This window comes from Blautia sp. NSJ-175 (assembly GCF_022867815.1).
In the GTDB taxonomy this organism is placed as follows: domain Bacteria; phylum Bacillota; class Clostridia; order Lachnospirales; family Lachnospiraceae; genus Blautia; species Blautia celeris.
Genome location: NZ_JALIFQ010000031.1, coordinates 31,106 through 49,576, shown reverse-complemented (window position 1 = coordinate 49,576; position 18,471 = coordinate 31,106). Strand labels below are relative to the sequence as shown.

The window sequence follows — 18,471 nt, the reverse complement described above, 5'->3', positions numbered from 1 at the left end:
GCCCAGGATCTGTCACCATTCTCAGTTGTTTAAAATCAAGGATATGTTTTGTGTAGATTTGTCTAAAAAATAGGTACTACACAAATTCAAAATGTCCTTGACAAGGGGTACAGTTTAAACCAACCGCCTCACCCCTTCACTCTCAACCACCCGCACTTGATAACCAGGTGAAGTCACAGCGGCAGGGCCGGGAGGGCGGGGTGTCAGGTGAGGGATGTCTCAGAGGAGCGCCAGGGAGATCCACCTGCCCCAGTTACTTAATGAAGAGGCCATTGCCGATGAATTTAGTAACTGGGAGCAGGTTAGCTCCCTGGCAGCGGAACGCTTCCCTCACCTGACACCCCGCCCTCCCGGCCCTGCCGCTGTGACTTCACCGTCCCTTTAATCAAGACAAGAAAGGAGCCCCAAAATAATGCCAAAAAAACCCGACCGCCGCATAAGAAAAACCAAATCCCAACTCCGCGCCGGCCTCTCCAAACTCATGCAGCACAAAAGCATCAAAGAGATCACCGTAAAAGAACTGGTAGAAGAAGTCGACATCAACCGTTCCACCTTCTACCTCCACTACACAGACATCTACAACATGCTGGAAACCATAGAAAACGACCTGCAGGAAGAAATCCTGAAAATCATCCAGGAACACCCTGTCAGCCCCTTCAATGAAGCCAGCTTCCCCTTCATAGAGGACATCTTCCTAATCCTCTGGGAAAACAAAGACATCTGCAGCGCCCTTTTAGGTCCCAACGGCGACATGTCCTTTGTCAGCCGCATAGAGAGCATTATCTCCGAGCACAGTCTGAAGGTCCTGAAAGCCACCTTCCCGGAAAACATGGACAGCCTGAAATACTCCTATTCCTTCTGCCTCACAGGATGCATCGGCCTGATCAAAACCTGGCTGGACTCCGACACAGGCGAATCCCCCCAGCACATGGCTGACCTGACCTTCCGCCTGATCATGAACGCCCTGAAAGACATTTACCCCAAACCATAACCCGCCGCAGCCTGCCCCAAGCACTTTCAGACTGCACAGGGAAAAACGAACAACTTTTCTGCACAACAAAAAACCGGCCTGCCGTCCTCCATACGAATCACCATGCAGTCCAAACTGCATCATACATCCATATAGAGTCCGGCAGGCCGGTCCTGTCAGCTCATTCAAACACAGGAAAAACCATCAGCTCCTGGCAGTCTTGCCAAACCAGTCCTCCCTGAGTGCCACATAAAGCTCCGCATTGGTGGCATCCACATAGGGCTTCACATAAAAAATCCCAGCTACTCCGCATGTGATTCCACCAACTATCAGCCACCCGAAAAAAGAAAGGTCCAGAATAAATGCTTCCCACTTCTGCCCATACATCATCTCCTTGCTGATGCGAAGAGCCTCCCTGTAATCAATATCCGGCTGTTCCGCCAGAATATAGGGAACCATTCGGTAAGCATAACTCATCACAATTCCCGGGATCACAAGCAGCAGCGTCCACAGAGCCACAAACAGATTTTTCATGAACATAACCAGCACAGAGTTTCCGTAATACCCGCTCTTAAACCCAAACAACAGCTTAGAAACCGGCGCATTATAATCCCTGTTCTCCACATAAAATCTGCAGGCCCCCATCAGCAGCATCTGAAACACAAAAATATCAAGTAAGATCACTGCCAGGGAAACAGCTCCCGCACTGTAAGCGCTTCCTCCCCAATTAAAAAACGAATGGCTCCAGTCAAATTTCAATTGCAGTCCGGAAAACTCAAGGAACGATCCCGAAGGGCCGTCACTGCTATAGCTGCGCCCATATTTTGTCGCCACAAGAGCCGATATCAGGGATACCAATACTGCCGGTCCGTAATTTTTCAGGAAATTTGCCTTACCGTTCATTTTCAGGTCAATTCTGTTCCACATAACTTCATCCCCCATTCTCCGGAACCAGTGCCTGTCAGAAAATTCATTCCGACCAACTGTGACACACAGCCTCCCGAAACCATTTTCAAACACGCTCCGATGAATATATATCCGGATAATTTTTCACTGTTCCATATTACCATACTTTCATGGAGAATGATACTTCTTTACCACATTTTCTACCTGAACAATATTGTCAATTCCTTCCGCAGCTCCCAGTTTCTGCACTGCCAGCGCACCGCATGCGTTTGCGTATGCCGCTGCTGTCTGCAGGTCCATTTTCTCTGATAATGCGTACACGAAACCTGCCGCAAAACTGTCGCCGGCTCCTGTGGTATCCACACACGGTACACCGGGAACGGCAGGGCTTGTAAAAAACATTTCCCTGTTTTTCACAAAACATCCCTTATCCCCGCATTTGATCACCACATTGCCCACACCGCAGTCCAGAAATGTGTCTGCGATCTCATGCAGTTCTCTTTTCCCGGTAACCAGCACTGCCTCCTCATAATTCGGAAAAAGATAATCCACACAGGCCAGCGCCCCGCGGATATCCTCCGCGGTTTCTCCGTTCTTCCTCTTTGTCATGTCCGCACACACCAGCACGCCCTGTTTTTTCGCCCGCTGAAACAGCCGCTCCATCTCCGCATTTCCAAGCTTCGGAAAGACAAAGATACTGGCAAAACACAGGATCTTTACATCCCGGAAAAGTTCTCCCTCCAGATGTTCCCCGGAAAGAACGCGCAGTGTGCCGTGAGGATTTGTCAGGAAACTCCGTTCCCCGTTCTCCTTCACCAGAACCACATTGATGCCTGTATCCACACCCGGCTCTGTCCTGGCAAGTTCAAGTCCGATCCCATATTTCCGGCAGTGGCCCCTGATGATCTCTGAAGCCGGGTCGCTGCCCAGCACGGTCAGAAGCCGGACATTCCTCCCCAGTTTTGCCAGAACTGTCGCTTCGTTCAGAGCATCCCCTCCTGTCCTCATGGTGATGGCATCTGCCGGGCTTGAACCGGTCTCAAAAACATGTTCGTCGGCCGGCTCTGCCAGCACATCCAATATGGCCGCACCCACAACTAAAATCTTTTCCTTCATATCCGTACTCCTTTGCTCTGCCATTTATCAGCAAATGACTGCACAGCCTCCGCCGCACATTCTCCGGCCGGTCATCTTCAGGCCGGTCCGCCGTCTTCCCGGAACTTTTCAATCAATTCCGTAAACTCCTGCCTGTCCCTTACAAACGCAAACTCCTCACTCTTTTCCAGCTCCGTTAATAACCCAGTTCGCATACGCTTAAATATTTCCGTCTGCTGCCCGCTGTTCTCCTTCTGCTCAGCCAGTTTATAATACAGCCTGCTTTTACTCAGTTCCCACGGTGTCCCCATTTCTTCCAGAATATTTTCGAGCAGCTCCAGCGTTCTGTCCGCGTCTTTTTCTGCAACCGCCATCTCGTAATCCACCATATACTTTCCGTATTGCCACAGATCCAGCAGTTCCACCACATCTCTGCATTTACCTGCATAATATTCCATGTTCTCCCAGTCACTCTGCTTCTTATAAATTTCCATAAGCGTGATCAGGCAGTTCTGCACATCGCCCGCTGCCTGGAGAAGCTTTTGCTGTGTCATTTTCACTGCCTCCTCAACTTTCCCCTGTTTTCTGTACAGAAGTGTGAGCATTGGCCTTTTATCCACCCCAGGCTCCGGCATCTGCGCCAGCAGCTCCTCCGCTCTGCTGTAATCCTCCGCTGTAATATAATCAGACACCAGCATATTCAGAGCACTGCCCCTTATCCCCCAGTCAGTCTCGCTGTTCTTTGCCACCCTTTCAAATAATTCCCGGATTTTCTCCTCATACTTTGCCTTATCTTCATCCGGAACCGGGAACATGAGCAGCGTACCCTTCAGAAAACCGGCCAGATTATAGATCAGACTGTCACTGTTTGGAAACTCCCGGATCTTCTTCATTGCCAGTTCATATCCTTCCTTATACCCGCTCTCCTTCAGCACGGAAAAGACCTCATTGCAGAAATGATTTATCTCCTCCCCCGTCAGATCATCCTCAAAGGACAGCAGGGTATTTAGATCCACCTTCAAAAGCCTTGCCAGCGGCGGAAGCAGCGTGATATCCGGATAGCTCACCCCTTTTTCCCATTTGTTGACAGCCGGCGCCGATATTCCCAGATATTCTGCCGCCTGTTCCTGGGTCAGCTTCAGTTCTTTTCTTCTTGTTCTGATAATTTCATTGATTTTCATAACATTGTCCTCCATCCTACAGAGGGACAGCCGGCGCCGGCTTTCGTTCTCTGTTATAGCTATTATAACAGATGTGCCTTTTGGGCACTATTGATTCCTTTTTAATTTTCATTCAAATATTTTAACCACCGGTTATGCCCAATGGATCCAACCCGTAAACTATAGTCACACACGACCGGAGTCATAATTTTACCATTGTTGAAACCATCGTACCGTGCTATAATCTAAGTTGCAGGATACCTGCATAAAATAGTCCAATTTAAGGAGGTTTTTACAATGTTAGACAAAAATGTATCTGAACTGCTGAACACGCAGATCAACAAAGAATTCTACTCCGCCTATTTATATCTGGATTTTGCCAATTACTATAAAGACCAGGGACTCGACGGTTTTGCCAACTGGTACAACGTTCAGGCCCAGGAGGAGCGCGACCACGCCATGCTCTTCATCCAGTATCTGCAGAATAACAGTGAAAAGATATCACTGGAATCCATAGACAAGCCGGACAAGGTATTCGATGCCTTTGACCAGCCCCTGCATGCCAGCCTGGAACATGAGCGGTATGTAACCAGCCTGATCCACAATATCTACGACGCTGCGTACACGGTAAAAGATTTCCGCACCATGCAGTTTCTTGACTGGTTTGTAAAAGAACAGGGCGAGGAGGAAAAAAATGCGGAGGACCTGATCCGTAAGTTCGAGCTTTTCGGACATGACTCCAAGAGCCTCTATATGCTGGATTCCGAACTGGCAGCCAGAGTATACACTGCCCCTTCCCTGGTGCTTTGATATGAGCGGGGAGAAATATCTGTGTCCCTGTTTTAAGGTCACAAAAAAAGATATCAAGGAGGCCATAAAGGATGGTGCCTCCTCCTTCAAAGAAGTGCGGAAAATGACCAAAGCCGGAAAAGGCTGCGGCCACTGCCAGTGCAAGGTAAAAAAGTACGCAAAGAAACAGCTGAAAAAACACGCGTCCTGAATACTGACGCGCATACAAAATGCCTGCCGGGTCAAGACAATTCGTCTGTCGCCCCGGCAGGCATTCTTCTTACCATATTCCTAGTATTTTCTGCATAACCAGACTCACACATGTGATCCCGGCCCAGCAGCAGGCGCCCATGAAGATTGGCTTTCCGCCTGTTTTTATAAGTTTCACCACATTGGTGTTCAGTCCGATTGCACCCATTGCCATGACAATGAAAAATTTGCTCAGCGTCTTCAGAGGACTGAAGATCCCCGCCGGGACACCAAAGTACACAGCGACCGTGGTGATAACAGAAGCTGCTACAAAGTAAAGGATAAAGAAAGGAAATATTTTTCTTAATTCAACACTGTTCCCTTCCTCCTCTTCCAAATTCTTTGTACGTATTACTGCCAGCACCAGGGTAATGGGAATGATGGCAAGGGTTCTTGTCAGCTTCACGGTCACAGCCTTGTCAAGCGTGGCATTACCCAGATTATAAAGGGAATCCCAGGTAGATGCAGCGGCTGTTACAGAAGAAGTATCATTGACAGCCGTCCCCGCGAAAATTCCGAAAGCTTCCCCGCTGTGCGTATCAAATCCGATCAAAGCTCCAAACGCAGGAAAGAGAACTGCCGCCAGAATATTGAATAGGAAGATAACGGAGATGGCCTGGGCCACTTCCTCGTCATCCGCGTCAATAACAGGCGCTGTAGCAGCAATGGCTGAACCGCCGCATATGGATGAACCAACCCCTACTAAAGTGGAAATTTTTCCGGGAATTTTCATAACCCTGTGCAGCACATAAGCGATAACCAGCGATGTGGTAATGGTGGATAAGATAATGGGAAGAGATTGTTTCCCCGTCTTCAGAACAACTGTGAGATTCATCCCAAATCCCAGAAGGATCACTGCATACTGCAGAATTTTTTTTGATGTAAATGTAATACCCGGCTGCAAATCCGTCTTATCCTTCAGAAAGTGTGTTACTACCATTCCCAACAAAATGGCACAAACCGGACCGCCCACCACAGGGACCAGTTTTCCCAGATACCAGCCTGCTGCTGCAATGACCAGACAGAGCAGCAGGCCTTTCCAATTCTTTTTCACAAAATTCATACTTCCTTTCTCCTTTTAGCATTTTCTTTGGTATATCTTACCATGTTCTTATGATAAATAAAAATTATTTATATTTATTTTTCTATAAAAATACCTTATACTATAACCAGAATATATTTTTAGAGGGGGATAAGAAAATGCAGGATTTTCGTATGGAAACGTTTTTAACCGTATGCGAAGAATTGAATTATACACGTGCAGCCCATAAGCTTGGTCTGACACAGCCGGCTGTTTCTCAGCACATCCATTTTCTGGAAGAGTCCTACGGAACACACCTTTTCACCATACAGGGCCGGAAATTATATCTGACGGAGGCCGGAAAGCTTCTCCATGCCTCTGCCCAGACCATGAAAAACGATGAATCTCATCTCCGCCGCAGGCTCAGAAATGCGCAGCAGCCCAAAAAAGAATACCATTTCGGCGCCACTCTCACCGTAGCCGAATATATCCTTCCCGAGAAGATAACGAAAATCTTAAGCGATGACAAGGGCTGCCGCATGAAGATCACGGTCCAGAATACAAGAGAGCTGCTGCGCCAGATCGACACAGGGGTCATTGACTTCGCCGTGGTGGAAGGCTCTTTTCCCAAGGAAGAATACGACTTCCTGCCCTACAGCAAAGAGCCTTATATTGCTGTATGCGCCGCGGACTTTCCCCTTCCCAAGTGTCCCTGCGTTTTAGAGGACCTGCTGCCCTACACCCTGATCACCCGGGAAAAAGGTTCCGGCAGCAGGGATATCCTGGAGTCCATCCTGGCACAGCAGAACTTAAGGCTCGCTGACTTTGCCCGCGTGGTGGAATACGGCAGTATCGGCGCCATCAAGCGTCTGACCGCTTCCGGGTGCGGCATCACTTTTCTGTACAAAAAAGCCGCGGAACATGAGCTCCGCAGCCGAAAATTAAAAGAGATCAAATTACAGGAATTCCACCTGCTGCACGGACTTAACTTTGTGTTCCGCAAAGATACCATTTTCCGGGAGGAATACGCCCAGCTCTATTCCCTCCTGAAATGAGAAGAACACACTTACGCCGCATCCGCGGATTCCGTTCCCCGGGAGATACGTTCCGCCGCGCAGCATACCTTTTCAAACACAAAATCAAACACCAGACCATATACCACGCCGAACAGGTTATTTGCCAGCCTCAGCGCCACGGACCCTGTCATGCCGAACATTCCCGTAGCCATGGCAAGGGCCCCGAAGGAGTTGAACACTGTCTGCCACAGATAGGTTGCCGAGAATCCCACACCAACGCCGCCCAGCATACCGATACAACCGTAAAAGCTCTCCGGCAGCACCGCGCACAGCCCGAAAAACAGAACACACCCAATGGCATTTCCCGGAAAACGGTATTTGAACCGATCGAGCAGATCCTTCCGGAAAGGCTGGATAATGGACATCATGGCAAATCCCGCCCACATCACTCTCGGAAGATGCAGGAGCTGCGCAAAAAACATGCCGGAGGAGATGCCAAGGGCCATGCGGAGCTGCCATTTCGTCCTGGCTGATGAAAGGGCAAATTCCCCCAGCAGATCCCTCAGTCCCCTCTTATAGGTAATCTCCCTGTGGTTTCTGTAAAAGACAAGCGCAGTCAGCAGTGCGCCCAATGCCAGCGCAAGGACCCGCATGAAATACGCATGTCCGGACACATCATTTCCCTGAAGCAGCAGATACCCCAGAACCCAGGTAGCGTGATTGGCCATGATAATGTTGTGGCATCCCAGCGTAAGGAGCAGAAGCAAAAAGACAAAATCCAGTAAAAACGCCCATCCCGCCGGCACCATATGGGTCAGCCTCGGCCCCACGGCCAGAACGGCAAACAAAATGACAATAACCCCCATACCGTGAGAGGCTTTGATTCCCAGATCCGCGGACCGGAACACCATCACGGTAAGCAGCACTACCACCCCGGCCACACTGTTGTCCTCCCCGAATATCTTTGTATAAGCTGTGACAAATGCCATACAGAATGCAAGCGTCAGAAATACTTTGAAAACATAGATGAGAAGATGCCTTCTCTTTTCCCTGCTGTCTTTACTGTTCCGGATCAGTGCCTTTGAACCGGCCTGATTCAACTGTAGTTCCTGATAAATACTCAAATGATCAACTCCCTGAATGATTGATTTCTGTTATTGTTTCATTTCCCCGGATTCCCCTGCCTGATGGTTCACCAGGCGGATCAGCTCCATAAGCCGGGCAAAGTTCTCCTCCCCGGCCCTGCGCCTCATGGAATACAGCGGTTCCAGATAATACTTATATGTGTGATCCAGCTCCTCCCGCCCTTTCTCTGTGATACACAGATAATAACTGCGGTGGTCTGCTGCACACGCCTCCTTCTCCAGAAATTCCTTTCTGCAGAGGCTATCCACCAGACGGCTGACTACCGGCTTGCTGATTCCCATCCCTGCGCAGAGCATATGGGATGTGAGTTTCTCCCCGGAGAGCGCCACCCTGGAGAGCAGATCCAGTTCCTGTGCAGAGGAGATCCCGCCTTTTTTTGCCCGCCTTACATGCAGACTGCAAAAAAGCCTGATATCCTGCATTCTCTCCATCATTTCTATCCAGTCGTATTCCATTTTTCTCTCTCCTGTATACGAATTTGTGAAATGTCCCTGTGGTTCTATTTAGTTAACATTATTAACTATCCAGATATACTACGCCAAATAGTTCATTTTGTCAACTATTTCCAGACATTTTATATTACAGCGTCACCTGCATATCCTTAAATTCCTTTGGCGATATCCCATACTCTTTCTTAAATGCCCGGTAAAAGCTGGAGTAATCCCCGAACCCGAACATGGGATACACCTCACTGATCCCCACATCCCCCAGTATGGCATCCCTGCAGGCGGACAGCCTTTTTTTGGTGATATACTGGTGGATGGACAGTCCCGTACTGTCCTTAAACACATGGGCTATATGGTACTTGCTCACATAAAACTGCTTCGCCAGATTCTCCAGGGACAAATCCCCATCCAGATTTTCTTCTATATAATCAGCCAGCCCCTGATACAGGTTCAGCTCCTCCCGCTCGCTCTTCGGATAATTCTGTTCATGGACGATTCTGTTCAGGTGCAGGATCAGGTCATTGACACACAGGGATATCTTCGCCTCCCTGCCAAACCGTTTGGAGCGCATTTCATCAATAAGCCCGAAGACTTTAGAGCGGATGGTATTGAAGATCACCACATCCGTATGAAAAATGTAATTCTTCGTCACCTTTACATGCTGCATCAGATAGGCATAATCCGATGAAATTTCCATAAGACTGTTGCAGTATTCTTCCGTGATCCAGAATACAAAACGGCGGTATGGAAGCTCCTGGTCCCGAATCACAGCGTGGTGCCGCGCTTTCGGAGGTATCAGTACAATATCCCCCTGCCTCATGGAATACTCCTTCCCCTCGATGATCATACCCACATTCCCCTCCAGGAAAAAATAAAATTCATAGTAGTCATGCGCATGGTCCTTTACCTGGGACAGATAAAAATCACTGTAATAATAGACCTCAAAATCTTTGGAAAGCATATACTGCCTGGTGCTGAACGCTGTCTGCAGATTTTTTTTCACACCTGTCACCTCCGTCATTTTTTATAGATTATCACGAAACCGCAACTTTTGCAATGTAAACAACAAATCAGTCAATTGGCTTTTTCTCTGCAGTAATTATAATAATAGATAACAAAGTAAATGAATCCCAAGCGGAAAAGAGAAAGGATACAAAAACTATGGAAATGACATTAAGATGGTATGGTTCTAAATTCGACACAGTGACTCTGAAACAGATTCGCCAGATCCCAGGTGTGACAGGGGTTATCACCACCCTTTACGACACACAGCCGGGCGAAGTATGGAGCAGGGAACGCATCGCTGCCCTGAAAGAGGAAGTTGCCGCATCAGGCCTTCATATTTCCGGTATCGAAAGCGTCAACATCCATGATGCCATCAAGACAGGCTCTCCGGAGAGAGACATGTACATTGACAACTATATCGAAACTCTGGAAAACCTGGGAAAAGAAGATATCCATCTGGTATGCTACAACTTCATGCCTGTCTTTGACTGGACCAGAACAGAGCTGGCACGTGTAAGACCGGACGGCTCCACAGTTCTTGCGTACACACAGGAAGCGGTTGACGCCCTTGACCCGGAGAACATGTTTGAATCCATCGCAGGCGACACCAACGGCACGATCATGCCGGGCTGGGAGCCGGAGCGTATGGCTAAGATCAAAGAGCTGTTTGACATGTACAAAGACATTGACGACGAAAAATTATTCGAGAACCTGAAATACTTCCTGGAGCGCATCATGCCGGTCTGCAACAAATACGACATCAATATGGCGATCCATCCCGATGATCCTGCATGGAGCGTATTCGGACTTCCGCGTATCATCATCAACAAAGCCAACATCCTGCGCATGATGGCAATGGTGGATGATCCGCACAACGGCGTTACCTTCTGCTCCGGTTCCTACGGCACCAACCTGGAAAATGACCTGCCGGATATGATCCGTTCCTTAAAAGGCAGAATCCATTTTGCACATGTGCGTAACCTGAAATTCAACTCTCCTACAGATTTTGAGGAGGCTGCCCATCTTTCCACAGACGGAACCTTTGATATGTATGAGATCATGAAAGCACTCTACGACATCGGATTTGAAGGACCTGTCCGCCCTGACCATGGCCGCATGATCTGGGACGAAGTGGCAATGCCGGGTTACGGCCTCTATGACAGAGCACTGGGCGCTACTTACTTAAACGGACTCTGGGAAGCAATCGTGAAAGGAGCAAGATAGTCATGCAGGTAAATGAACTGGGTTTAAAAAACAGAGAACAGTGGGAAAGCAAAGGCTATTCCCTTCCGAAATTCGACAGAGCAGCCGTAACGGAAAAGACCATGGAAAATCCGTTCTGGGTCCACTTCGGCGCCGGCAACATCTTCCGCGCCTTTCAGGCAAATGTGGTGCAGAACCTTTTAAATGAAGGCGTTCTGGACCGCGGCCTGGTAGTTGCAGAGGGATTTGACTATGAGATCATAGAGAAAATGAACCGTCCCCACGACGGCTACAATATCCTTGTGACTTTAAAAGCAAACGGCTCTGTAGAGAAAACCGTTGTGGGCAGTGTTGTGGAATCTCTCACCGTTGACTCCGAGAATGACACGGACTTCAACCGTCTGCGTGAGATCTTCAAAAAAGACTCCCTGCAGATGGCCAGCTTCACCATCACAGAGAAAGGCTACAGCCTTGTTAACGGAAAAGGTGAGATGCTCCCCTCTGTTGTGGCTGACATGGAAAAAGGCCCGGAAAAACCGGAGAGCTACATCGGCAAAGTGGTAAGCCTTCTGTACACCAGATTCCAGGCAGGCGAAAAGCCTATCGCTATGGTGAGCATGGACAACTGCTCCCACAACGGAAGCAAACTCCACGACGCAGTCTTCGCATTTGCTGATAAATGGTCAAAGACGGGCCTGACAGACAAAGCCTTTGTGGACTATATCGAGAACCCGGCTAAAGTCTCCTTCCCCTGGTCCATGATCGACAAGATCACTCCCAGACCTGACCCGTCCGTGGAAGAGATCCTGAAAAAAGACGGCGTGGAAGAATTAGAGCCGGTGGTAACCTCTAAGAACACCTATGTGGCTCCCTTCGTAAACGCAGAGGAATGCCAGTACCTGGTCATCGAGGATGCCTTCCCCAACGGAAGACCCGAGCTTGAAAAAGGCGGCCTGATCTTCACTACCCGTGAGACAGTTGACAAGGTGGAGAAGATGAAAGTCTGCACCTGCTTAAATCCTCTGCACACCGCCCTTGCCGTATTCGGCTGCATTCTGGGATATGACCTGATCTCCAAAGAGATGAAGGACGAGACCCTGAAGAAGCTGGTAGAGGGCATCGGCTACGCAGAAGGCCTGCCGGTTGTTATAAACCCGGGCATTCTGGACCCCAAAGAGTTCATTGACACGGTACTTGGTGTCCGTATCCCGAACCCGTTCATGCCGGATACCCCGCAGCGTATTGCCACAGATACTTCCCAGAAGCTGGCGATCCGTTTCGGTGAGACCATCAAGGCATATCAGGCGTCCCCCAAGCTGCATGTATCAGACCTGAAGCTGATTCCTCTTGTATTCGCAGGATGGTTCCGCTATCTGATGGGTGTGGATGACAACGGCAATGCTTTTGAATTAAGTCCGGATCCGCTTCTGGATACCGTACGCCCCTACGTTGCAGACGTAAAACTGGGCGAGGCCGTGGATGCGGAAAAACTGCTGAAACCGGTTCTGGAAAATGAAAAGATCTTCGGTGTGAACCTCTATGATGTGGGCATGGCTGACACTGTATGCAGTTACTTCTCACAGATGACAGCTGGTACAGGCGCTGTCCGCAGCACACTGGAAAAATACGTTTAAAACCCTTCGGGGCTGCACGAATCCTCCGCTCGTGCAGCCCCGATTTTTTCTTTTATTTAGTATACTTCCGCTCCAAACGGCATAAGTGCCAGCTTGGCGATTTTAAAATGCTGCATTCCAAAAGGAATACCTACCACTGTGACACAGAGCAAAAAGCCGATCAGCAGAGATTCCAGAGCCAGGGGGATTCCTGTCACTATCATCCAGATGACATTGAGAAGCAGGGAGCCTGCCCCTCCGCCGTACTGCACTTCCTTCCCAAAAGGGAAAAAAGCCAGTGCAGCAAACTTAAAACACTGCATTCCCACAGGAATACCCACTATCGTGACACACCACAAAAGCCCTGCCAGACACCAGCTCAGCCCGCTGATACAGCCGCCGAACACAAACCACAGTACATTTCCAAGACATCCCATATAATTCCCTCCTATTCTATCTTATTCATTCAACAGGTCTCTCAGCTCCCCGAGAATCGCTCTCACCCGCATGATCGCGTCATCCACCTGCTCTCTGGCATCATTGATCTTCTTCTGCACCAGATAGTCAGCCACGATCCCATCAAAGAAGAAATCAGCAAAATTCAAAAATGAGCTGATGTCCATGCGCAGGTCAAGGGGAACCTGGACATCCCTAAGTTCTCTCTGGAAGACAAGGAGCTGGCTTTTTGCATCCTCCATATAAGCTGTGGCATCCGACATTTTTGAATGTTTTACCATGTCTGTGAAAAACCCGCCTCCCAGCATATCGAAGATTCCCCAGTTCTTTGCTCCCTGAAGCTTTTCTCTTGCATTTTCCAGGCTGTAAAGAGCCTTCTCACCTGCCGCTGCTGCTTCCTCAATCTCTCTTCTTCTCACTTCGTCTCTCATTTTTCTTTTCCTCCATTTTTTCAGCCGGCTTTCCTGCGGCGGATATCTGGAAGGTGTGCTGAAAATAGATGGAACTAAAAAAAGACCTCTATTATGACATCCGCCACAATAAAAGTCTTGCTATCTCATTTGATACGGACACCTCTCGGTATCGGTTGACGATTTCAAACCCGTTCATCTCTGAACGTTCAGCTACTCCCTTTCGATTGCTTGTATAGAATATAGCACAGAGCACACAACTTGTCAATATATTCCTTTATAAAAACAGAGTTGCGGGACATCTTTCCGCAAGATGCCCCGCATTCTCCTGTTTTCACTCAGCTTTTCTGATCCTTGCCCTTTTGACTTCCCGCTTTCTGGTACTGCCTGTCAAATTCGGGCCTGGGAAGAGGTTTGTTGAAATAATACCCCTGAATATAGAAGCATTCCAGATTCTTCAGCACCTCAAGCTGTTCTCTGTTCTCCACACCCTCAGCCACCACTTCCATCTGCAGCTCCTGGCAGAGCGCCAGGATGTTCTTCACAATGATACGCGCGTTTTCATTGGTAAGAAGATTATTGACCAGCCCCTTGTCCAGCTTCAGGTGATTGAAACGGATTGCGGACAGGAAGGAAAGGTTGCTGTATTTGGCTCCGAAATCATCCAGAGCTATATGGTAACCTGCCTGGCAGATCTGCTTTCCGATCTGGGCCACTGTGTTGCGCTCCACCTCCCCCATACTCTCCGTGATCTCTATCTCCACGTACCGTTTGTCCACGCCATAGCGGAAAATGATCTCCTCCATCCGCTCTATAAGCTGCTCCTCCAGCAGGGTTGCCCTGGAAAAATTAAGGGAGACGGGAATCAGCTCCACACCTCTGCGCTCCCACTCTTTCAGGATTCTGCACACTTCTTCAAAGACAAAGAAATCTATATAATGTATCAGGCCCGCTGTCTCCAGATAAGGGATGAACTTCCCGGGCGGCACAATTCCCTTCTCCGGGTCCTGGTAGCGCACCAATGCCTCTGCACCGCAGAGTTTGTTATTATATGTATCAATCTTAGGCTGGAGATAGACTGTAAACCTTCCCTCTGCGATCTCCTTTAACAGCGCCTTCAATACCCCTGCGTTTCTGTGGACTTCTGCGTAAGGATGCTCACTGTAGTAATCCTGTTTTGCTATCATTCTGCGCTCGTCCGCACTGGCGATGAGAAAATCCAGGCTGATATCCGTATCCGACCAGGCACTTCCCACAGAAATGCCTGCCACATCCCGCATCCTCTCCCTCATTTTCTTCAGACGTTTTATGAAAGAGTCGTGAGATATATTTTCGCTGACCAGCAGAAACTCGTCACCGGTAAAACGGTAGATCCTTGCCGCCGGAAATTCTTCCTGCATGATACCCGCAGTAAATTGTACCACATTGTCACCGTATGCATTTCCATATACCCTGTTGATATCCTTTAACCCGTTGATGTCCAGGGAAACGATGCCAAGTGAGATCAGACTCTCCTCTTTAAGACCGGAACAATACTCTTTATAACTGTTCCGGTTGAGCACGCCTGTCAGCTCATCGTGATGCATGAGAAATTCCTGCTTTTCCTGCAGCCTGCGCTTTGTCAGTTCATTTGCCATAAAATACTGCATGGTACTGAGAACTGCCGTATGCTCTGTGTTTCTTGTGGGATTGTCAACGCCCATGTAGCCAATCAGCTTATCCCCTTCCTCAAGCCCTGCCGTAAAGCAGGACTCAATACCCAGGCTCTTCATAGCTTTATACAGCCCCCGGCGCTTCTCCCTCCACGGTTCCACATCACGAATGTACTGAAGCTGCCTTAATTCCTCCCATCTCCAGCCTCCCGGGCCTCCCGGGTACAGATAAGGCCTCATGCCGGAACAGATGGAAGACGCTCCCTCCTTCTTCCACTCATAGACATCCCTGACACCTCTGCTCTCCGGTTCACATTCGATCACATACGCCCGGTCCGCGCCGTAATAGACAGCCAGGGATTCCAGCACCTGTTCCAGTGAATGCCCAAAATCCATCGCGCCGGTCAGCGCAAACATACTCTGCAGCACCACCTTTTCTCCCTCACTGTCATGCTCTGTATGGGGCATACACTGCCCGGTTCCCCTTATGCCGGGATTATCCGGCTTATATTTCTTCAACTGCTCGCTGTAGACAAAGACACCGCTCCTGCCCATGGATACGCCTGTCTCCAAAGCTGCCCTTGCCTTCTGGTACAGTCCCTGAAAAATATTGTCGGACCTGCTGTCAAAAATAATACCGCAGGACACATTGACCGCCCGGCTGATATTGGGAAACATATAGGGAAGTGCAATCGCCCTGACAACCTCCTCCGCGCACTGCCGTACAAATTCCATCCTGGGATTGTTATACACAAAGACTACAAACTCATCCCCGTAGAATCTGCCGATAATGGCGTCCTCTATAAACCTCATTTTTAACTGGTTGCTTATCTCCTTCAGCACATCATCCGCAGCCACATAGCCGATTTCATGTACCAGCTTTGTGAAAAAGTCCACATTGAATACCAGCAGCGCATAGGACTGTCTTCTGCCGTGGTTTTTCAGCAGTGCATCACCTATCATCTGTATGGCGGTATCTTTGTTGTACACACCTGTCTGCACATCATATTCCGCCCGGAATTTCAGGGCAAGCTCCAGATTTTTCTTCTCGTTGATATCCTCCAGTGTACCGTAGACATAGAGGTCTCCGTTCTGTACATCCCGCACCAGACGGGCCACGGCATTGACCCAGGACAGCCTGCCGCTGCCTTCTTTTCTGCGGTATTCAAAATTAATGGTTGTATTTCCCTCTTTATAGGCTCTGCAAAGCGCCTCACGGTTCATGAGTTTCAGCAGACGCAGTTTGTCTTCCTCGTTGGCTATACTTTCATTGTGAAGCACCATCAGCTCCTCATATGTCATTCCCGGAGAATACTCCCTCCGGACTTTTCCGTCTACATACTCTACACAGTTCTGATCAAGATTACACCGGAAGCTGGCGATCACACCGCCGTCATAGGTCAGCCTGAGCTGCATCTCCTGCTGGCAGATCATCTCTGCTTTTTTCTGCTTTGTGATATCCTCCCCCACAGCAACTGCGCTGCAGGGCACATGCTCCCCGTCATAGAGCATGGCATAGGTGACCCGTTCCCACCACCAGTAACTTCCGTCTGCTGAGCGGGTGAGAATATCCGCCTGCACATGGCTCTGCCCCTTCTCCAGCCTGCGGTACAGGTCAAGCAGATCCTGACGGCTCCGCGGATGTATATACCCCTCCTTAAGCAAGGCTTCCGGCGCATTGGCCATCTGCCGAAAGCCATGGCTCTCCTGTGCTCCCTCTGTCAAAAACAGCGTACGGGTCTTCAGATCATATTCCCATACATTGATGCAGGCTTCCTTAAGCGCTGTCCGGTAAACCATCTCCTTATGGGAGGACTCCTTCATTGGAAGCAGGGCGGGGACTTTTAGTTCCTCTGCTTCTTCTGCCGTGTTCGCCCTTCGTTCTCCATATATACTGTACTGTCCCTTGCCGTTTTTCTTTGCCTGGTACATGGCAGCATCCGCTTTTGCGAACAGGGACATAAAATCCGTGCCGTGTTCCGGGTAAAAGCTGACTCCGATGCTGCATCCGATACTGCAGATAGTCTCCCCGTTGGTGTAATGGTCAAAGATATTGCGTATGGCATTTACTTTGCTGTCAATCACATTGTTCCTCTGCAGATTGGTCATAAATACCACAAATTCATCCCCGCCGATCCGTGCCGCAATGTCCTCATGTCTGAAAATGGCCCTGAGGCTTCCCGCGGTTTCCCTCAGCACCCTGTCACCGAACAGATGCCCATAGGTATCATTGATCTGTTTGAAATTATCCACATCAATGAGAAGCATCGCCGCGGGATTATGCCCCTGCTGCATATAACGCTCCACTCTGGCCTCACATTCCCTCCGGTTCAGAAGTCCGGTGAGAGGATCTAAGGCAGCCGCTTTCTGGGCTCTTATGATCTCCTTTTTTCTCTGGTCAATATCTGAGATAATGCCCAGGATCTTCAAAAGCTTCCCGTCCCTGTCCCGAAGCGCAGTCGCATGGACATCCACCCAGAGATAAGAGTTGTCCTTTGCTTTGAGACGGTACTCACATTCCATCTTGTCATTCCCCTTTAAAATGGCCTGAAATCCGCTCCGAAGTCCTGCCTTATCCGCCTCATACACAATATCTGTGGCAAACATGGAATCCGGGAAACCATCTGATGGAATCTGATACCCGAATTTTTTCTCAAAATTAGGGGAGTAATATATTTCATAGGTGACACAGTCCAGCTCAAAAATAATATCCTGCATCTGGGAGAGCACGATCTCATACCGCTTCTCACTGATAGCGAGCTGTCTCTGTGCCTCCTTCTCCCTGCTGATATCATGAAAGATACAGTGGAACCAGTCTCCCTGTTCCTTATCTTCTATAAGCTCTGCACTGATCCAGGCCCAGCAGATCGTGCCTCCTTTTTGGACCAGACGGTTTTCGTACATGAAAACCTTGCTGTTCTTCAACTGTCTGTGTATCTCCTCCATGACCATTTTCCGGTCACCCTCATAGACGGTGTCCAGAATATGGTCGTGAAACAGCTCCGAAAATTCTTCCCTGGTATATCCTAAAAACTCAAACAGATAATCATCCGCATCGATCAGGGTGAAATACCTGTCATACCGGCAGTTAAATACGCCTCCGCCGATCTCCTCCATCCCGTCAGAACTGTTCTCTTTTTCATTCATCCTCAATCGGCCTCCTTCTGTCTTCTGCTCCCTTTCCTCCCACACCCGTTTATATAACTCCTATTGTATTACAACTTTGACGGTTTTTAAACTTTTCCGGGTAAAATTGTAATTTTTTTCCATATATCCGGGCAGAGTGCAGGCAACTTGCAGCAGTACAGAACAGAAAAGACCTGCCGCAAAGGCA

At 49.0% G+C, this 18,471-nt stretch carries 17 protein-coding genes; 7 read left to right on the top strand and 10 right to left on the bottom strand.

What is annotated here, in order from left to right:
- The first annotated feature begins 214 nt into the window (after positions 1–214).
- Both MUB35_RS27865 and MUB35_RS27860 read left to right on the top strand, forming a co-directional pair.
- Positions 215–385, top strand: coding sequence for a hypothetical protein (locus MUB35_RS27865; protein WP_187370607.1), 171 nt, complete (start codon positions 215–217; stop codon positions 383–385).
- Positions 386–412: 27 nt separating this feature from the next.
- Positions 413–991, top strand: a complete 579-nt coding sequence (locus MUB35_RS27860) for a TetR-like C-terminal domain-containing protein (RefSeq protein WP_033141447.1) — start codon at positions 413–415, stop codon at positions 989–991.
- A gap of 183 nt (positions 992–1,174) precedes the next feature.
- Here the strand turns inward: MUB35_RS27860 and MUB35_RS27855 are convergent, their stop codons facing one another.
- The 3 genes from MUB35_RS27855 to MUB35_RS27845 all read right to left on the bottom strand — a co-directional run bounded on the left by MUB35_RS27855 (position 1,175) and on the right by MUB35_RS27845 (position 4,152).
- A complete protein-coding gene (locus MUB35_RS27855) occupies positions 1,175–1,897 on the bottom strand; it encodes a DUF975 family protein (RefSeq protein ID WP_033141448.1) in 723 nt (240 codons plus the stop codon).
- A gap of 147 nt (positions 1,898–2,044) precedes the next feature.
- Positions 2,045–2,992 (bottom strand): carbohydrate kinase family protein, encoded by a 948-nt coding sequence (locus tag MUB35_RS27850; protein WP_244807212.1) that lies wholly within the window; start codon positions 2,990–2,992, stop codon positions 2,045–2,047.
- A 77-nt stretch (positions 2,993–3,069) separates the two neighbouring features.
- The gene (locus MUB35_RS27845) at positions 3,070–4,152 is read right to left on the bottom strand and encodes a helix-turn-helix domain-containing protein (protein ID WP_033141450.1); all 1,083 of its coding nucleotides are present in this window, start codon (positions 4,150–4,152) and stop codon (positions 3,070–3,072) included.
- 276 nt (positions 4,153–4,428) lie between these two features.
- Between MUB35_RS27845 and MUB35_RS27840 the strand changes: the two genes are divergently transcribed.
- Complete coding sequence (locus MUB35_RS27840) at positions 4,429–4,941, top strand: ferritin (protein ID WP_033141451.1); 513 nt, start codon at positions 4,429–4,431, stop codon at positions 4,939–4,941.
- A 1-nt stretch (position 4,942) separates the two neighbouring features.
- Positions 4,943–5,131 (top strand): (2Fe-2S)-binding protein, encoded by a 189-nt coding sequence (locus MUB35_RS27835; protein WP_033141452.1) that lies wholly within the window; start codon positions 4,943–4,945, stop codon positions 5,129–5,131.
- Positions 5,132–5,200: 69 nt separating this feature from the next.
- Here the strand turns inward: MUB35_RS27835 and MUB35_RS27830 are convergent, their stop codons facing one another.
- On the bottom strand, positions 5,201–6,232 hold the full coding sequence (locus MUB35_RS27830; RefSeq protein ID WP_033141453.1) for a YeiH family protein: 1,032 nt from the start codon (positions 6,230–6,232) through the stop codon (positions 5,201–5,203).
- A gap of 137 nt (positions 6,233–6,369) precedes the next feature.
- On the opposite strand from MUB35_RS27830, the gene MUB35_RS27825 reads away from it, so the two are divergent.
- Positions 6,370–7,245 (top strand): LysR family transcriptional regulator, encoded by an 876-nt coding sequence (locus tag MUB35_RS27825; protein ID WP_103732683.1) that lies wholly within the window; start codon positions 6,370–6,372, stop codon positions 7,243–7,245.
- Between the two features lie 11 nt (positions 7,246–7,256).
- On the opposite strand, the gene MUB35_RS27820 is transcribed toward MUB35_RS27825, so the two are convergent.
- From MUB35_RS27820 to MUB35_RS27810, 3 genes are all read right to left on the bottom strand, one after another.
- The gene (locus tag MUB35_RS27820; RefSeq protein WP_033141455.1) at positions 7,257–8,330 is read right to left on the bottom strand and encodes an FUSC family protein; all 1,074 of its coding nucleotides are present in this window, start codon (positions 8,328–8,330) and stop codon (positions 7,257–7,259) included.
- Between the two features lie 30 nt (positions 8,331–8,360).
- A complete protein-coding gene (locus MUB35_RS27815) occupies positions 8,361–8,807 on the bottom strand; it encodes a MarR family winged helix-turn-helix transcriptional regulator (RefSeq protein ID WP_033141456.1) in 447 nt (148 codons plus the stop codon).
- 124 nt (positions 8,808–8,931) lie between these two features.
- On the bottom strand, positions 8,932–9,801 hold the full coding sequence (locus MUB35_RS27810) for a helix-turn-helix domain-containing protein (RefSeq protein WP_033141457.1): 870 nt from the start codon (positions 9,799–9,801) through the stop codon (positions 8,932–8,934).
- 158 nt (positions 9,802–9,959) lie between these two features.
- Here MUB35_RS27810 and uxuA point away from each other — a divergent pair, with 158 nt between their 5' ends.
- Positions 9,960–11,027 carry a mannonate dehydratase gene (uxuA, locus tag MUB35_RS27805; protein WP_018595261.1) on the top strand — a complete coding sequence of 356 codons (1,068 nt, stop codon included), beginning with the start codon at positions 9,960–9,962 and terminating at the stop codon, positions 11,025–11,027.
- A gap of 2 nt (positions 11,028–11,029) precedes the next feature.
- Complete coding sequence (locus MUB35_RS27800; protein ID WP_033141458.1) at positions 11,030–12,640, top strand: mannitol dehydrogenase family protein; 1,611 nt, start codon at positions 11,030–11,032, stop codon at positions 12,638–12,640.
- Between the two features lie 56 nt (positions 12,641–12,696).
- Here the strand turns inward: MUB35_RS27800 and MUB35_RS27795 are convergent, their stop codons facing one another.
- The 3 genes from MUB35_RS27795 to MUB35_RS27785 all read right to left on the bottom strand — a co-directional run bounded on the left by MUB35_RS27795 (position 12,697) and on the right by MUB35_RS27785 (position 18,284).
- Entirely contained in the window at positions 12,697–13,056 is a 360-nt protein-coding gene (locus MUB35_RS27795; RefSeq protein WP_033141459.1) for a YccF domain-containing protein, read from the bottom strand.
- 21 nt (positions 13,057–13,077) lie between these two features.
- Positions 13,078–13,506, bottom strand: a complete 429-nt coding sequence (locus MUB35_RS27790; RefSeq protein ID WP_033141460.1) for a hypothetical protein — start codon at positions 13,504–13,506, stop codon at positions 13,078–13,080.
- 317 nt (positions 13,507–13,823) lie between these two features.
- On the bottom strand, positions 13,824–18,284 hold the full coding sequence (locus MUB35_RS27785) for a diguanylate cyclase domain-containing protein (RefSeq protein ID WP_244807211.1): 4,461 nt from the start codon (positions 18,282–18,284) through the stop codon (positions 13,824–13,826).
- Positions 18,285–18,471 lie beyond the last annotated feature (187 nt).

What these genes read in the sequence shown, in the direction of transcription:
- MUB35_RS27865 (WP_187370607.1), top strand. Translation starts at nt 215, where the DNA reads ATGTCTCAGAGGAGCGCCAGGGAGATCCACCTGCCCCAGTTACTTAAT.
- MUB35_RS27860 (WP_033141447.1), top strand. Translation starts at nt 413, where the DNA reads ATGCCAAAAAAACCCGACCGCCGCATAAGAAAAACCAAATCCCAACTC.
- MUB35_RS27855 (WP_033141448.1), bottom strand. Translation starts at nt 1,897, where the DNA reads ATGTGGAACAGAATTGACCTGAAAATGAACGGTAAGGCAAATTTCCTG.
- MUB35_RS27850 (WP_244807212.1), bottom strand. Translation starts at nt 2,992, where the DNA reads ATGAAGGAAAAGATTTTAGTTGTGGGTGCGGCCATATTGGATGTGCTG.
- MUB35_RS27845 (WP_033141450.1), bottom strand. Translation starts at nt 4,152, where the DNA reads ATGAAAATCAATGAAATTATCAGAACAAGAAGAAAAGAACTGAAGCTG.
- MUB35_RS27840 (WP_033141451.1), top strand. Translation starts at nt 4,429, where the DNA reads ATGTTAGACAAAAATGTATCTGAACTGCTGAACACGCAGATCAACAAA.
- MUB35_RS27835 (WP_033141452.1), top strand. Translation starts at nt 4,943, where the DNA reads ATGAGCGGGGAGAAATATCTGTGTCCCTGTTTTAAGGTCACAAAAAAA.
- MUB35_RS27830 (WP_033141453.1), bottom strand. Translation starts at nt 6,232, where the DNA reads ATGAATTTTGTGAAAAAGAATTGGAAAGGCCTGCTGCTCTGTCTGGTC.
- MUB35_RS27825 (WP_103732683.1), top strand. Translation starts at nt 6,370, where the DNA reads ATGCAGGATTTTCGTATGGAAACGTTTTTAACCGTATGCGAAGAATTG.
- MUB35_RS27815 (WP_033141456.1), bottom strand. Translation starts at nt 8,807, where the DNA reads ATGGAATACGACTGGATAGAAATGATGGAGAGAATGCAGGATATCAGG.
- uxuA (WP_018595261.1), top strand. Translation starts at nt 9,960, where the DNA reads ATGGAAATGACATTAAGATGGTATGGTTCTAAATTCGACACAGTGACT.
- MUB35_RS27800 (WP_033141458.1), top strand. Translation starts at nt 11,030, where the DNA reads ATGCAGGTAAATGAACTGGGTTTAAAAAACAGAGAACAGTGGGAAAGC.
- MUB35_RS27795 (WP_033141459.1), bottom strand. Translation starts at nt 13,056, where the DNA reads ATGGGATGTCTTGGAAATGTACTGTGGTTTGTGTTCGGCGGCTGTATC.
- MUB35_RS27790 (WP_033141460.1), bottom strand. Translation starts at nt 13,506, where the DNA reads ATGAGAGACGAAGTGAGAAGAAGAGAGATTGAGGAAGCAGCAGCGGCA.
- MUB35_RS27785 (WP_244807211.1), bottom strand. Translation starts at nt 18,284, where the DNA reads ATGAATGAAAAAGAGAACAGTTCTGACGGGATGGAGGAGATCGGCGGA.